Source organism: Peptoclostridium acidaminophilum DSM 3953, from assembly GCF_000597865.1.
Classification (GTDB): domain Bacteria; phylum Bacillota; class Clostridia; order Peptostreptococcales; family Peptostreptococcaceae; genus Peptoclostridium_A; species Peptoclostridium_A acidaminophilum.
Genome location: NZ_CP007452.1, coordinates 2,215,150 through 2,230,200, shown reverse-complemented (window position 1 = coordinate 2,230,200; position 15,051 = coordinate 2,215,150). Strand labels below are relative to the sequence as shown.

The following is a 15,051-nucleotide window of genomic DNA, read 5'->3' as shown; positions in this document are numbered from 1 at the left end:
TTTAGGAGGCCTATGCCATAATGAAAACTAAAATGAATTTTAAGTTTTGGTTTCCTGAACAAAACACATATATGGCAATAATACTTCTGCTTGCGGTCACAGTCCTTTTCTACAATTGGATTTTGGGTGCATTGTGGCTACTGGTAATAGCATATCTTTTAAACCACAACAGGAAGACGTCGGATGCCAGAACGAGACAGTGGACAAAATATATTGAAAGCCTTTCGGCTGACATTGATGAGACTGTTAAAAATGCGATGCTCAATCTGCCCATACCTTTTTGCATACTCGAAATTGACGGCAGCATAAACTGGTACAACAACAAGTTTTCGGACATGCTCAAAAAAGAGGAGCTGCTCGGGAAAAATATTGAAGAGATAATACCAAGCCTTAACCTCAAAAGGGCGCTGAATGAAAAAAATGAGCTCTATACAACCGTGGCGCTGGATGATAGGAATTTCAACGTCACATACAACATTGTCAAGATAGACAACAAGGGAGAGGTCAAGTACCTGATAATGGCTTATTTCGTAGAAAACACCAGGCTGCTTAGCCTTTCAAAGAGGTATTACGAGGAAAAGCCGGTGTTTGGAATAATACAGGTAGACAGCTTTGACGAGGTGCTTGAGAGCGCAGGCTCTGACATGCGGCCGCTGCTTGTAGCCGATGTAGAAAGAACGCTCAAGGGCTGGGCGGACGGAATAGGAGCGGCCCTTCAAAAGACAAGGAGCGACCGTTATATTTTGTTTATGGATAACTTGATACTCGAAGGCTTGGAAAAGCAAAAGTTTGCCGTGCTTGATGAGATAAGGGAGATAAACCATGGAAATTCGCTTCCAATAACGCTCAGCATAGGAATAGGCACTTGGGGCAGCACTTTGCTAAACAGCCTTGAGTATGCGGAAAGTGCCCTTGACCTGGCACAGGGAAGAGGCGGAGATCAGGCTGTAATAAAACGAAAAGACAAGTCGACGTTTTATGGCGGAAGGTCAAAGGGTATAGAAAAGAAGACAAAGGTCAAGGCAAGACTTATAGCGTATGCCCTCAGAGACCTGATAAATGACAGCAAAAATGTTCTCATAATGGGGCACAGACATCCGGACCTGGATTCCATGGGAGCCGCGCTGGGAGTTCACAGCATGTGCAGCCATCTGGGGAAAGAATCCAACATAGTGCTTCAGGAGTCCAATCCGTCGATTGACGTGCTTGTAAAAAGCATAGGCGCTTCAGGTGACTACAAGAATGTATTCCTCAAAAAAGACGAGGCAATGCGCAGCGCACACTCCGACACGCTGCTCATAGTTGTAGACACCCACAGGCCAAACTTCACAGAGTGCAAGGAGCTGCTCGACATTTGCGATAGGGTTGTAGTGATAGATCACCACAGAAGGGGCGTTGAGTTCATAGAGAATGCGGTGCTTTCATATCACGAAACATACGCATCTTCAGCAAGCGAGATGGTAACCGAGCTGATACAGTACATTTCAGAAAAGCCATATATTTCAAAGTTTGAATCCGAGGCGCTGCTTGCGGGAATAACTCTTGACACTAAGAATTTCACCTTCAGGACGGGCGTGAGAACCTTTGAAGCAGCGGCCGTGCTCAAGAAGATGGGAGCCGATACGGCTGCTGTAAAGAGGCTGTTCCAGGGAGATATGGAAACGTTCTTTGGAAAGGCGGAGGTCATCAAAAACGCAGTCATACTAGACAAGATAATAGCCATGTCGGTATGTCCTGAAAATACGGACAGCCTGCAGCTTGTTATAGCGCAAGGAGCTGACGAGCTGCTAAACATAAAGGGAATAAAGGCGTCATTTGTCCTCGGCCAGGACACGGACGGCGTTATATATGTAAGTGCGCGTTCAATGGGTGAGGTGAATGTGCAGGTAATATTGGAAAAAATGGGCGGAGGCGGCCACCTGGATGTCGCGGGAGCCCAGATAACAGACTCTGAAATTGACGAGGTAAAATCCAGACTAGAGCATATAATACGAGAATATCTAAGGGAGGTAGATTTATAATGAAGGTTATCCTGCTTAAGGATTTGAAGGGAACAGGCAAAAAAGGAGACGTAATAAATGTAAGCGACGGCTATGCGAGGAACTTCCTCTTTCCAAAAGGCGCTGCAAAAGAGGCTTCCGACGGGAATCTGAAGGTGCTGAGCGAGCAAAAGACTGCCCAAAAGATAAAAGAGGAAAAAGAACATGAGGCGGCTAAGGCGCTTGCCAAGTCAATGGAGGAGATAACTATAACTCTGTTTTCTAAGGCTGGGGAAGGCGGAAGGCTTTTCGGCTCTATAACTTCAAAGGATATCGCTGAAAGCCTCAAGAAAAAGCATGGAATTGATGTAGACAAGAGGAAAATACTTATGGACGAACCGATAAAGGTGCTTGGCGCAAAGTTCGTAGAGATAAAGCTGCATCAAGACGTTGTTGCCAAGCTCAAGGTAGAGATTAAGGAAACTGACAAATAGACAATCTGGAGTGGTTTTAGTGGATTTAATGGGAAAGGTACCGCCGCACAGTATTGATGCAGAGCAATCTGTGCTCGGCTCGATACTTCTCAACAAGGACTGCATAAGCGAAGTGGCCGATATATTAAGGCCTGGAGATTTTTACAAGGAAGCGCATGCAAATATTTATGCTGCTATAATGGCACTATACAGCAGAAGCGAGCCTGTAGACCTCATTACGCTTACCGAAGAGCTAAAGAGAAGGGATTCGATGGAGGCAGTGGGAGGCATAGCCTATATCACAGAGCTTTCTACCGTTGTGCCGACGACGACAAATGTGCGTAACTATGCAAAGATAGTAAAGGAAAAAGCGATACTAAGAGAGCTAATAGGCGCATCCTACAAAATTCTTGAGGCGAGTTATGCGGACAGCGAATCTGTAGAGCGAATTCTCGAGCTGTCTGAAAAGAACATTTTCGACATATCCCAGGAAAAAAGCGGAGACAACATGCGCCCAATAAGCGAAGTGCTAATGAGCGCCTATGAAGTTATGGAGGAGCTCTCAAGGAATAAAGGCGCTATAACGGGAACTACGACCGGCTTTACAGACCTTGACAGAAAGACAAGTGGTCTCCAAAAGACTGACCTTGTGCTAATAGCTGCGCGTCCGGCTATGGGAAAAACGGCTTTTGCCCTGAATCTGGCACAGAATGCGGCGCTTAAGGGAAAAAGCTCAGTTGCGATATTCAGCCTCGAGATGTCAAAGGAGCAGCTTATACAGCGTATGATATCAACCCAGTCGCATGTCGAGCTAAACAAGATCAAAAGCGGAAGCCTCAGCGAAGACGAGTGGCCCAAGATAATAGAGGCCATGGGAGTTCTTGCCAAGGCCAACATCCATATAGATGATACTCCGGGAATAAGCGTTATGGAGATAAGGTCAAAATGCAGAAGGCTCAAGATGGAAAAGGGCCTTGATATGGTGCTGATAGACTACCTGCAGCTTATGGAGAGCGACTCGGGCGGAGAGAGCCGCCAACAGGAAATTGCAAAGATATCGCGTTCACTCAAGATAATAGCAAAGGAGCTCAACTGCCCCGTCATTGCGCTTTCGCAGCTCTCGCGTGCGCCCGAGCTAAGATCCGACCACAGGCCTATGCTTTCGGACCTTAGGGAATCTGGAGCGATAGAGCAGGATGCGGATATTGTAATGTTCATATACAGGGACGATTATTACCACGAGGACACCGAAAAAAAGAACATAGGCGAGATAATAATAGCCAAGCACCGTCACGGCGAAACTGGAACGGTGGAGCTTGTCTGGATGGGTGAATTTCAAAAATTCCACAATATTGCAAGGGAGCTGTAGCTTGACTAATCCCAATAAAGCTGTGGCCTGATAGGGAGAGATCTTATTTGCTATCAAAGGGAGAAAAGACGCTGATTCGAAGGATGGAAAGAGAAGACGTAGACGCCATGGTAACATGGCCGCCTTATGAGGACCCTCTTCTGAAGGACTACTCATTTCCACAGTTTACGCATGGCGAGAGGGATGTGTGGTATGGCATAAAAAACAGCGGCCTGAAGAAATGCTTTACAGTGCTGACGATTTCAGGTGAAGTCATAGGTTATATATCGCTCAGGAATGTCAACATATTTTCAAAAAAAGCAGAAATGGGGATAGTATTCAGCCCTAAATATGTAGATGCGGGCTATGGACGTGACGCCATAAAGGCATTTTTGGACTACTATTTCAACGGAATGAAATACAAAAAGCTGGTGCTGCGTGTGGCTGCATTCAACCGGAGGGCTTACAGATGCTATTTAGCCTGCGGCTTCAAATATGTAGACAAGTCATATATGAAAGTAAACATTAAGAAAAGTGACATTCCAAAGGACGAGGAGTTCAAAAGAGAAAAAGTGTTCATTAAGAGGGGCGACAAGATAAAGGCCCTCTTTTATAGAATGGAGATATCCACATAATCAACAGAATGCCTGTTGATAAGTGTGGATATCTTTTGCAGAATAACACGTCGCGTATGCAGGAGGATTGCTATATGGCAAGGCCAAAGAAATTCAGAAGAGTGGAGTTTTTTCCAGAGTCTACGTATTTCGTACCCTGGGGGAAGCCAAAGTGTGAAATAGACGAAATAGTGTTGAATGTCGAAGAGCTTGAAGCAATGAGGCTCAAGGACATACATGAACTCAACCAGGAAGAGTGCGCCGAAAAGATGCAGGTATCGCGCCAGACATTCCAGAATATAATAGACGGTGCACGAAAAAAGATGGTTTCAGCGCTTATTGAAGGCAAGGCCATTAGAATCAGCGGAGGTCACTACACCACAAGCATGTGCAAATTCACATGTATCGACTGCGGAAACGTATACGAAATACAGTATAGCCAGGACAGATTAAAATGCCCATCCTGCGGATCAGAAAAGGTGCTTTGCAGCAAAAAGGCGGATTTTTGCATAAAGTGGTGCAAGGGCGAAGAGTAGGAACCGCTAGAGACGATATATGGAGAGTTTGAGCATAATTATAAAAGGGTTGACCCGGCATACTGCCGGGTCAACCCTTTTTGGTGACTACTCATTTTCATAAATAAGCTCGTAGCCTGAAGCTGTAGCCTTGAATATTTTTTCTATGTCGCTTGATACAATAAGCGATATGTCGCCGTCATAAGTAAAGCGAATGCCTATGCCACAGCTGGTGCTGAGCGCTCTTGGAACAGGCATGAGCTGGCACTTTACGGACTGTTCTCTTAGAAATTTGTCGTATTTTATTGCACCCGAGTGGGTGTAAAAAACTGCAGTGTATTCCATTATTTAAAAATCTCCTATTTCTTTGCCGTAACTACATAATCGTCGCCCTGAGATGAGAATGATATACTCTTGTATCCTGAGTTTTTCAGGAATCTTTCCACGTTTGATTTTGCAGTATTATTGTCAACTACCACCTGGATTTCAGCTGGATTGTTCTTGGCCGCATTTTTTGTAAGCAGCACGGGCTGAGGACAAGAAACTCCCCTTGCATCTACTTTAACCAATTTTCACATCCCCTTTCATTTCCACTTTTGAGCTTTTTTCTATGTTAAGCGAAGCAATTACCAGAACAACTGCAAAAAGTATGATTACTGCTATCTGGCCTGCTGGAGTAACTCCTTTAGGGCTTGAAGCAAGTCCGAAGTTGTGAGACAAAGCGGCACCTACAAGCATTCCCATTACCGCCACGGCAGAGTCCGTATTGCCTTCGCCTGCAAGTATTAACTGTCTTAGAGGGCATCCTCCAAGAAGAACCGATCCCCAACCGGCAAGAGCCATTCCAAGGAAGTTCCAAAGAGCATCAGTGTGAGCGACAGGCTGCTCTGCAAAGCCCAGCTTGAAGAAGCCGAAAGCCATATTGCCTATCAGGGCGAACACTAGTATTGCAACAAATCCAGAAAGAAGGTATGTATCCTTGAACATTACAAGGTCTCTTATTCCTCCAACCATGCAAAGTCTTGTCTTTTGAGCCAGCACGCCCACTACAAGGCCTGCAGCCAATGCGAAGAATATTGGAGCGTACATTGATCCCGGGCCTTCCTTGCTGAAGAATATGAAAGAAGGAGCTGCCATTAAAAGAGCGAAAAGGCCTGCAAAAACAGCAGGGAACATGAATCCCTCAGCCTTTGACAGCTTGTAGCTGCGTTTGAGGCTAAAGCCCTTATTGAGGAAAACTATTCCCAGAAGTATTCCAGCTACAAAGCCTGCGATGCCAAATAACGCATTGAGGTCTCCTCCTGCAAGCCTAAGCACCATCCTCAGAGGACAGCCCAGGAAAACAAGGGCTCCAACCATAACGGCGATTCCGAGTATGAACCTCGTGAAAGGAGAAGAACCTCCCTTTGTTTCGAATTCCTTTGAAAACATGGCCATTCCAAAAGCACCAATTACAAGACCAATGACCTCGGGTCTTATGTACTGAACCACCTCGGCTCTATGTAGTCCTATACCCCCTGCGATATCTCTTATAAAGCAGGCTATGCACATACCCATGTTCATTGGGTTGCCCAGCTTCACGAGAAGAACTGAAATAAGTCCGACGATTGCTCCAGATAAAATGATTCCTTTTTTGTTACCCACTTAAATCCCTCCTTACAATATTGTAAAATTGTAAAACCCAAAACGATTGTAGCAGAATTCATAGCATATGCATAATTGAAGTTTTTGATGCATTGCCAGGCAACGATAAAATACTTCTATGGATATGGCGGGAATAATTGGGCATTTGGGATTTATTTATGGCCTGTTTTATATTAATATTAGGGGTGGCATTCAAAAAGAAGACAAGACAAAAAAGTAATATAGAATTTCAAGCGAATTCAATCGGGTAATAAATTGAAATGGCGGAAAATAAAATCATTTGATTGTGGGGGTGTCGAATATATGAAGGGTGTATACATGGACAACGGAGCTACTGCATTTCCGAAGGCTCCTGGCGTGGCAGAAGCAATGGCGAACTATATAAACAATGTAGGCTGCAATGTGGGAAGAGGTGCGTACGAGGATGCATTTGCGGCGCAAAGGACAGTCCTTGAAACCAGGGAGCTGCTATGCGAGCTTTTCAACTGCGACAAGGTTGAGAATGTGGTGTTCACAAAGAACATAACAGAAAGCCTAAACGCCATAATGAAGGGGCTGCTAAAAGCCGGGGACCACGCGATAATATCGTCGATGGAGCACAACGCTGTTACAAGGCCACTAAACAGCCTATCGAAGAAAGGCGTTGAATTTTCAAGAGCCAAATGTCATCAGGACGGACAGCTTGACCTTGAAAGCGTAAAGAGCCTGATAAAGGAAAATACAAAGGCTATAATAATGATGCACGCCTCGAACGTATGCGGAACTGTGCTTGACCTTGAAGGCGTGGGCAGGATAGCAAAGGAGCACGGCATATTTTTCATAGTTGATGCTGCCCAGACTGCAGGAGTGCTTGAAGTCGACATGAAAAAGCTGGGTGCCGACGCCATAGCCTTCACTGGCCACAAGAGCCTGCTAGGGCCTCCGGGGATGGGCGGGTTCGTCATAAATGACAGGCTGTGCGGACAGGTGGAGCCTTTCATAGAGGGCGGAACCGGCAGCACTTCAGAATCTGAGGAGCAGCCTCACTTCATGCCGGACAAGTTTGAATCAGGCACGCAAAACATAGTGGGAATATACGGCCTCAATGCTTCGCTGAAATTCCTGAAGGAAAAAGGCATAGAGAGCATAAGAAGACACGAGCTTGAAATGACAATGGAATTCATAAAAAGGGTGAAGGAGCTGCCTGGAGTAAGGCTAGTGGGCAGAGAAGGGAAAGAAGGCAGAGTTGCCGTAGTCTCCATAGATTTTGAAGGCAGCGACAATGCGGAAATAGGTTTTGCGCTTGAGCACGAATACCAAATATCTACAAGGGTTGGTCTTCACTGCGCGCCTTCGGCCCACAAGACACTTGGAACATTCCCTCAGGGAACAGTGAGATTCAGCTTCGGCTATGCCACGACGCTTGAACAGGTGGAGTATGCCGCCAATGCAATCAAAAAAACTCTCGAGTTGATGGAATAAATAGAAACCGCCTCTTTGCAGGCGGTTTTTTTGACGCTCTGCCTGCAACGCTCAAAAGGCCTGACTCAATTAGTTCAGAATTTAAAGATTGATTATAATACGTATATTTGATAAAATAAAACTTGTAGTGTTCGAATATACGTGAATAATATTTTTCATAAATAAAGAGGTGAATAGATTTGTCAAGTTTGGTAGTAGTGGGATCCCAGTGGGGGGATGAAGGAAAAGGAAAGATAATCGACTTTCTTGCAGAAAAGGCTGATGTGGTTGTAAGATATTCAGGAGGAAACAACGCAGGACATACTGTTGTTGTAGGAGAAGAGGAGTATAAGCTTCATCTTATCCCTTCAGGAATACTGTACGGAGACACTCCGTGCATAATAAGTGCGGGAGTTGTGGTTGACCCGGAGGTGCTGCTTTCTGAAATCAAATATCTCAACGAAAGAGGCATAAGCACAGACAACCTCATGATAGATGAAAGAGCCCATGTCATATTCCCTTATCACAAGAGTCTTGACATACTAAGCGAGCAAAGAAGAGGCAGCGAAGACATAGGAACGACAAGGCGCGGAATAGGCCCATGCTATAGAGACAAGACAGACAGGATGGGAATAAGGGTTTGCGACATGCTTACCGATTCCTTCAAGGAAAAGCTGGAAGGCAATGTGGCATTCCAAAACAAGCTTATAAGAGCTGTATACGACAGCGATGGCTTTGCTTTCCAGGAAATGTATGAAAAATACATAGGATATGCGGAGCAGATCAAAAAGTATGTTACGGATACATCAATAATTGTATTCGAAGCGATAAAAAGCGGCAAAAAGGTCTTGTTTGAGGGAGCTCAGGGCACTCTGCTTGATCTTGATTATGGAACTTATCCATACGTTACATCTTCAAATCCTGTGGCAGGCGGAGTGTGCACAGGCACAGGCATAGGACCTACAATGATAAACGACGTTGTGGGAGTTGTTAAGGCTTATACTACAAGAGTCGGAAAAGGCCCATTCCCTACGGAGCTCTTTGATGAGGACGGCGAGAGAATGAGGACTGTAGGCCATGAATTCGGAACGACTACAGGAAGGTCGAGAAGATGCGGTTGGTTTGACGCTGTGATATTAAGATATGCAGTTAGAATAAACGGCCTTACATCTATGGCGCTTACAAAGCTGGACGTTATGAGCGGCTTTGAAAAAATAAAGATTTGCGTAGGCTACAAGAAAGGCGACATCGTGCTTACCGAATTCCCGGCAAGCATAGAGGAGCTTTCAAAGTGCGAGCCTGTATTCGAAGAGCTTGACGGCTGGAATGAAGACATCACATCTGTAAGGAGTTTTGACGAGCTTCCTGAAAATGCAAAGAAGTATGTAAGCAGACTAGAGGAGCTTTGCGGTGTAAAGGCAAGCATAGTGGCCGTAGGACCAAAGAGAGACCAGACTATGGTGCTAAAGGAGCTTTACTAAAATACAGACAGTGAAATGGCGAAAGCGCATGCTTTCGCCATTTTTTATCATTATGCCTTTTTCAAATATTTGAGCCATAGGTGTTGACATACAGGCCAAACGATAGTACAATAAAACACGAGTTAAAAATTCGTGGGAGCATAGCTCAGCTGGGAGAGCATCTGCCTTACAAGCAGGGGGTCACAGGTTCGAGCCCTGTTGCTCCCACCAATTAAAAAAAGATGTCCGAAATGTAAACTGGACCCTGTAGACTAGACACTTAAAAAAAGAGTGTTTCGGTTACGAGGCCACTGAAAAAGTCCATATAAAATAAGAAGGTACACTTTCTCAATATTATTGAGGAGGTTGTACCTTTTTTCTTGTATAATTGAAGTATAACATGAGAGAAGGTGTGCTAATTGATTCAGCTACAGCAAACATTGGTCATAAGTCCATATCTGGAGCTTTACAATCTAGTGATCCCCAAGGATAATATGTTGCGGCAAATCAATGAGCTTGTTGATTTTTCTTTTATATATGAAGAACTCAAACAGAATTACTGCCTGGACAATGGGAGAAATGCGATTGACCCTATTCGCATGTTTAAATACCTGCTGCTAAAAGCAATCTTTGAATTGTCCGACGCCGACATCGTCGAGAGATCGAAATATGATATGTCGTTTAAGTACTTTCTGGATATGGCACCGGAAGAGCAGGTGATAGATTCTAGTTCACTAACCAAGTTCCGAAAACTTCGGTTAAAGGATATGAATTTACTCGATTTGCTGATTAACAAGACGGTTGAACTCGCCATCGAAAAAGGCATTATCCAGAGTAAATCCATCATCGTAGATGCGACGCATACGAAAGCTCGTTATAACCAGAAGTCTCCACGTGAAATTTTACAGGACCGTTCTCGAAAACTCAGAAAGGCTATCTACAAGGTTGATGAATCTGTAAAAGCCAAGTTTCCTGCGAAAAATACAAGCAATATGTTAGAGGACGAACTCGCCTATTGTAAAAAGCTTATCGAGGTAGTCGAGGCAGAAGGCGGCGTTTGTGAGCTGCCTAAGATAAAAGAACCGCTCAATCTACTGAAAGAAACCGTTGCAGATGACCTTGAACAACTTCGAATCTCGGAAGACCAAGATGCAATGATCGGTCATAAGAGTGCGGACTCTTCGTTCTTTGGCTACAAAACCCATATTGCTATGACCGAGGAAAGAATTATTACGGCAGCCGTTGTAACAACTGGTGAGAAGAATGATGGCAAACAATTGCAGACCTTAATCGAGAAGAGCAAGCAAGCAGGCATGGAAGTGAATACAGTCATCGGAGATGCGGCATACTCCGAAAAAGATAACATCACTTACGCCAAAGAGAACACGGTTGAACTAGTGGCTAAGCTTAACCCGTCTGTTACACAAGGCTACCGTAAGCATGAAGATGAATTCCAGTTCAATAAGGATGCAGGAATGTATGTCTGCAAAGCTGGCCACATGGCAATCCGAAAGGCCCGTCAAGGCAAGAAAGGCATCGGCACAAACCAGACGGATACATACTACTTTGATGTGGAAAAGTGCAAGAGATGCTTACGCCGTCAAGGTTGCTACAAGGAAGGGGCAAAAAGTAAATCCTATTCGGTGAGCATAAAGTCCGACGAACATACTGAACAGATGGCTTTCCAGGAGACTGAGTACTTTAAGACGAAGGCCAAGGAACGTTACAAAATTGAGGCAAAGAACAGCGAACTGAAACACAGACACGGGTATGATGTGGCGACATCCTCGGGTCTTGTCGGCATGGAGTTACAAGGTGCAATGGCGATATTCACTGTAAATATAAAAAGAATATTAAAGTTAATGAAGTGAAAAAACAACAACGATCGGTCATATACAGAGAAAAAGACGACTCTCATACCCATTTACTGGTGTTGAGAAATCGTCTTTTTTTACTATGACCTTAAGGTTCATTAAAACCGCAAGTTCTTCAGTAGCCTCTTCGGTTACAGGGTCTTTTTTGTATACTTATATTGAGTAAAGGGGCGGTGACAATGGCCAAAGTTTTGTTTTCAGAATCTGACATAAAACAACTTGAGAAGAATAAATACGTGCTACGAGTCAGCGAAAAATCAATAACTTATAGCGACGAGTTCAAACGTCATTTTATTGACGAATATATGGCGGGAAAACTGCCAAGAGAAATTTTTGAATCATGCGGATTTAATATCGAAATGATAGGGATTAAGCGTGTTGAAACATCTGCTAAAAGGTGGAAAGTCGCATATGCAGACAGCGGTCTTATAGGTCTTAGCGATTCAAGAAAAGGCGCTTCCGGGAGGCCTCTTAAGCGTGAACTTAAACCTGAAGAAATCATCAAAAGGCAAGAGGCTAAAATCGAGTTATTAGAATCACAGATAGAGTTGCTAAAAAAGCTCGAAAAGACAGAAAGGAGGCTGGTAGACGAAAGTAAGAATTTAAGCACTGCAGCGATATTCGAACTGATAAAGAGCACGATCCGGCAAAATAGTTTGAAGAATATGGTCGGATACTTCTGTTCGTTATTGAAAGTATCCCGTTCAGGATACTACAATTACATAAAATCTGAACCAACCAGACTTGCACGTGAAAGGTCTGACTTGAAGTCAAAGGCATTGATACTGAAGGCTTTCAAATTTAAGGGTTACAAAAAAGGTTCCCGCCAAATCAAGATGACTCTTGATGGTAAGTTCAAGACTGTTTTCAACCGAAAAAAGATCCAACGAATCATGAGGAAATACGGGATCATTTGCCCGCATCGAAGACCTAATCCGTATAAAAGAATTGCAAAAGCTACTAAGGAGCACAGAAGCGTTCCTAACGTCCTACAGCGCGATTTTATGAAGGGTATCCCCGGTCTGGCTCTTCTAACCGATATCACTTACATGCCCTACGGAAATGGCTCTATGGCCTATTTGTCGACTATTATAGACTCCTCAACTGGCGAAGTCATAGCTCATAACCTTTCTAAAAGTTTGAGTCTTGAACTTGCAACCGAAACAGTGAAAAAGTTGAAATCACAAAGAAAGTTGAAACTTCAGAAAGGCGCGTTTATTCACTCAGATCAAGGTGTGCATTACACTAGTCCGAAATATCAGCAGTTACTCAAAATAAGCGGTCTGGGACAATCTATGTCAAGACGAGGCAACTGCTGGGACAATGCACCGCAAGAGTCGTTTTTCGGTCATATGAAGGATTCGGTAAAAAGTAGAACTTACGGTTCATTCAATGAGTTATGTTGGGAAGTAAACCATTATATCTCATATCATAATAATCATCGTTACAAATGGAATTTAAAAAAGATGACTCCTGTTCAATACAGGAATCATCTTCTTAGTTCAGCTGCTTAACACTCTTTTTTGATTGTCCTTGACATAGGGTCCAGTTTAATGTTTCGGGCATCTTTTTTATTGCCTTAATTTACTTGTTGCCTTTTTCCCATCGTAGATCATTTCCGAAGAACTTAAGTGGCCTGAAGCTGCTTGATATCCTTGAAAATATCCGGTCTGTATATCGTTGAGACAGCTCTGAAAGATTGAAATTTGTAGATATAACTGTCTTTTTTTCATTTATAAGCCTGGTGTTTATTATGTGGAAAAGCTCACTGTTTGTAAAAGAGTTTTGTATCTCAATGCCAAGGTCGTCTATTATGAGCAGGTCGCACTCAAAAAGCGACTCATATGACTCTTTGTCTATTGCACTGTTCTTTTTTTGGAACCGGTAGCCTTCTATTATGGCAAACAGCGAAAAGGCGGTTTGATATATGACAAAATTGCCCCTGTCGAGGAGCTCTTTGGCTATGCAGTTGCACATAAACGTCTTTCCGGAGCCTGTTGTGCCATAAAAAAGCAGATTTTCGCCGTTGTTTTTAGGGAAGTTCCTTATGAAGTCATCACATATTGCAAGTATTGTGGCCATGTTTTCCTTTGGCGAAAGTACGGAAGCCGAACTTTTGTCATCGGAGAATATGTCGAGATTGAAGGTGGAGAGATTCTCCTTGCTCAAGACCTGCTTTAGGTTGGACATCTTGTAGGCTTCGTCAATGAGCTCCTGCTTGAGGCAGCGGCATTTTTCCCCGCTGCTGAGAAAGCCCCTGTCCTTGCATAGAGGACATTCATATTGCATTGAAAGATAGTCTGTTGGAAAGCCCGAGGCTTTCATAATGGACTCCTTTTCACGCTTTAATGCTTCGAGACTTTGTTTGCAGCTCTCCACTATGCTTTCGAGATTATCCGGACTGTCAAGGGCGAGCTTGCCCATTTTCAGGCCAAGTCTGAATATCTCGCCTTCAATTTCTTCAAGCCTTGGAAAAACTGAGTAGAGCTTCTTCTTGCGCAGCTCAAGGTTTATAGCAGCCAAGTCGCGTTTTTTTTCGTATTTTAAAAGTATCTTTCTAAGAGTTTCTTCTCTCAAGTTGTCACCTACTTAAACTTTTTTTTCTGGCTTTCAAGAATCATTTTCTCGAGCTCGTCCTGAGTATATTTGGAGCTTCGTTCATCCTCAAAATGAAATTTTGTCTTGTAAGGATTTGTGGCAGGTCTATCGGCGGATTTTTGACGTCCGGCCGGCTGTTGTTTTTTTGCTCGCGCTTCGATTTCACGCTCAGCATCTTCAACTGTCGCTATGCCCTTTTCATGCCAGTTTTTGAGTATGCCGTTTATATACGCGATGGACGGATTGGACGTATTTTTTGACCTGGAGCAGGCTTTAAGTATGAGCTTGATATCAAATTGCATGTTGTCGGCCCAGAAATCCATGACCTTTTTTTCCTCAGCAGAGGGAGTCCGCGCAAATCCAAGTGCCTTGAAAACCTCTCTGTAGAGTGAGAGTTTGTCGCTCTGGCGGCCAAGATGCTCCTCGAGCTGCTGAATATTTGTTATTTTAAGATCATACCAGTTACGCAGTATGGACTCTACATAGCTGATGTTTTTTATGCCTTTTTTTGACACGGCTTGAGTATAAGCCATCTTGACTACGTCGCAGGTCATGTTATACTTTTCCATCACCTCGAGTATCTTGCGCTTTTCGTTCGGCACAAGCTCCCTGGATATTGTCTCGTTTATGAAGTTGAACATTGATTGTATGCTCTCGTTTTCATTGAGAAGAATAAGATCGTCCACGCCTATCCTTTCGCTTTTGGGCTTTTGGGCACCCGGCATGATCTTTTCCAGATAGAGCTTTTTGAGGTCCATAAATTCTACGCTGTAGTCCGATTCGTCAGAGGAAGAGTTGGGGTGTTTTTTTATGAGACCCCGCTCCTCCCAGAAATTCCACGCACCCAGCACATCAGAAAGGGGGATGCCAAGATTCCTGGCAATCATAATGTTGCCAGGAGGATTCTCAAGCTCGCCCAATTGGCACGCATAGCGGTAGCCTAGAATATATACCATGACAAAAGCGCCGTTTGACATGGGCATGAATATGTCTATGAATATATTGTCAATAGGCGTCTGCCCAAAGCTGATATCGCTTTTTTCCTTGTAAAACATCAAAATATCACCTCGTAAAGATTATATCATAACAGTATGAGAAAGTCGCAA

14 protein-coding genes and 1 tRNA gene are annotated in these 15,051 nt (G+C 43.9%); 10 read left to right on the top strand and 5 right to left on the bottom strand.

What is annotated here, in order from left to right:
* The first annotated feature begins 20 nt into the window (after window positions 1-20).
* The 5 genes from EAL2_RS10855 to EAL2_RS10835 all read left to right on the top strand — a co-directional run bounded on the left by EAL2_RS10855 (window position 21) and on the right by EAL2_RS10835 (window position 4,950).
* Window positions 21-2,021, top strand: coding sequence for a DHH family phosphoesterase (locus tag EAL2_RS10855; RefSeq protein ID WP_025436408.1), 2,001 nt, complete (start codon window positions 21-23; stop codon window positions 2,019-2,021).
* A complete protein-coding gene (gene rplI, locus EAL2_RS10850; protein WP_025436407.1) occupies window positions 2,021-2,473 on the top strand; it encodes a 50S ribosomal protein L9 in 453 nt (150 codons plus the stop codon). Before EAL2_RS10855 ends, rplI begins: the two co-directional genes overlap by 1 nt.
* A 19-nt stretch (window positions 2,474-2,492) precedes the next feature.
* Window positions 2,493-3,821 carry a replicative DNA helicase gene (gene dnaB / locus EAL2_RS10845; protein ID WP_025436406.1) on the top strand — a complete coding sequence of 443 codons (1,329 nt, stop codon included), beginning with the start codon at window positions 2,493-2,495 and terminating at the stop codon, window positions 3,819-3,821.
* A 47-nt stretch (window positions 3,822-3,868) separates the two neighbouring features.
* Window positions 3,869-4,435 (top strand): GNAT family N-acetyltransferase, encoded by a 567-nt coding sequence (locus EAL2_RS10840; protein WP_025436405.1) that lies wholly within the window; start codon window positions 3,869-3,871, stop codon window positions 4,433-4,435.
* A gap of 74 nt (window positions 4,436-4,509) precedes the next feature.
* Window positions 4,510-4,950 carry a DUF134 domain-containing protein gene (locus EAL2_RS10835; RefSeq protein WP_025436404.1) on the top strand — a complete coding sequence of 147 codons (441 nt, stop codon included), beginning with the start codon at window positions 4,510-4,512 and terminating at the stop codon, window positions 4,948-4,950.
* A gap of 87 nt (window positions 4,951-5,037) precedes the next feature.
* Here EAL2_RS10835 and EAL2_RS10830 read toward each other — a convergent pair whose 3' ends face one another.
* From EAL2_RS10830 to yedE, 3 genes are read right to left on the bottom strand one after another with little or no spacing between them, the layout of a single operon-like run.
* Window positions 5,038-5,274 (bottom strand): DUF3343 domain-containing protein, encoded by a 237-nt coding sequence (locus tag EAL2_RS10830; RefSeq protein ID WP_025436403.1) that lies wholly within the window; start codon window positions 5,272-5,274, stop codon window positions 5,038-5,040.
* Window positions 5,275-5,288: 14 nt separating this feature from the next.
* Window positions 5,289-5,498, bottom strand: a complete 210-nt coding sequence (locus tag EAL2_RS10825) for a sulfurtransferase TusA family protein (protein ID WP_025436402.1) — start codon at window positions 5,496-5,498, stop codon at window positions 5,289-5,291.
* On the bottom strand, window positions 5,491-6,573 hold the full coding sequence (gene yedE, locus EAL2_RS10820; protein WP_025436401.1) for a YedE family putative selenium transporter: 1,083 nt from the start codon (window positions 6,571-6,573) through the stop codon (window positions 5,491-5,493). Before yedE ends, EAL2_RS10825 begins: the two co-directional genes overlap by 8 nt.
* Window positions 6,574-6,876: 303 nt before the next feature.
* Between yedE and EAL2_RS10815 the strand changes: the two genes are divergently transcribed.
* The 5 genes from EAL2_RS10815 to EAL2_RS10795 all read left to right on the top strand — a co-directional run bounded on the left by EAL2_RS10815 (window position 6,877) and on the right by EAL2_RS10795 (window position 12,861).
* Window positions 6,877-8,034, top strand: coding sequence for an aminotransferase class V-fold PLP-dependent enzyme (locus EAL2_RS10815; RefSeq protein ID WP_025436400.1), 1,158 nt, complete (start codon window positions 6,877-6,879; stop codon window positions 8,032-8,034).
* 179 nt (window positions 8,035-8,213) lie between these two features.
* Window positions 8,214-9,494, top strand: coding sequence for an adenylosuccinate synthase (locus EAL2_RS10810; protein WP_025436399.1), 1,281 nt, complete (start codon window positions 8,214-8,216; stop codon window positions 9,492-9,494).
* A gap of 134 nt (window positions 9,495-9,628) precedes the next feature.
* Window positions 9,629-9,704 (top strand) — tRNA-Val (locus EAL2_RS10805).
* 188 nt (window positions 9,705-9,892) lie between these two features.
* Complete coding sequence (locus tag EAL2_RS10800) at window positions 9,893-11,344, top strand: IS1182 family transposase (RefSeq protein WP_025434606.1); 1,452 nt, start codon at window positions 9,893-9,895, stop codon at window positions 11,342-11,344.
* A 182-nt stretch (window positions 11,345-11,526) separates the two neighbouring features.
* The gene (locus EAL2_RS10795) at window positions 11,527-12,861 is read left to right on the top strand and encodes an IS3 family transposase (RefSeq protein WP_025436398.1); all 1,335 of its coding nucleotides are present in this window, start codon (window positions 11,527-11,529) and stop codon (window positions 12,859-12,861) included.
* A gap of 70 nt (window positions 12,862-12,931) precedes the next feature.
* Here the strand turns inward: EAL2_RS10795 and EAL2_RS10790 are convergent, their stop codons facing one another.
* Together EAL2_RS10790 and EAL2_RS10785 are read right to left on the bottom strand one after the other, a co-directional pair.
* Entirely contained in the window at window positions 12,932-13,924 is a 993-nt protein-coding gene (locus EAL2_RS10790; RefSeq protein ID WP_025436397.1) for an ATP-binding protein, read from the bottom strand.
* Window positions 13,925-13,932: 8 nt separating this feature from the next.
* A complete protein-coding gene (locus EAL2_RS10785) occupies window positions 13,933-15,000 on the bottom strand; it encodes a DnaD domain protein (protein ID WP_025436396.1) in 1,068 nt (355 codons plus the stop codon).
* Between the last annotated feature and the right edge of the window lie 51 nt (window positions 15,001-15,051).

Bases quoted from the DNA above. Each gene is read 5' to 3' on its own strand.
- EAL2_RS10855 (WP_025436408.1), top strand. From the start codon at position 21: ATGAAAACTAAAATGAATTTTAAGTTTTGGTTTCCTGAACAAAACACA.
- rplI (WP_025436407.1), top strand. From the start codon at position 2,021: ATGAAGGTTATCCTGCTTAAGGATTTGAAGGGAACAGGCAAAAAAGGA.
- EAL2_RS10835 (WP_025436404.1), top strand. From the start codon at position 4,510: ATGGCAAGGCCAAAGAAATTCAGAAGAGTGGAGTTTTTTCCAGAGTCT.
- EAL2_RS10830 (WP_025436403.1), bottom strand. From the start codon at position 5,274: ATGGAATACACTGCAGTTTTTTACACCCACTCGGGTGCAATAAAATAC.
- EAL2_RS10815 (WP_025436400.1), top strand. From the start codon at position 6,877: ATGAAGGGTGTATACATGGACAACGGAGCTACTGCATTTCCGAAGGCT.
- EAL2_RS10795 (WP_025436398.1), top strand. From the start codon at position 11,527: ATGGCCAAAGTTTTGTTTTCAGAATCTGACATAAAACAACTTGAGAAG.
- EAL2_RS10785 (WP_025436396.1), bottom strand. From the start codon at position 15,000: ATGTTTTACAAGGAAAAAAGCGATATCAGCTTTGGGCAGACGCCTATT.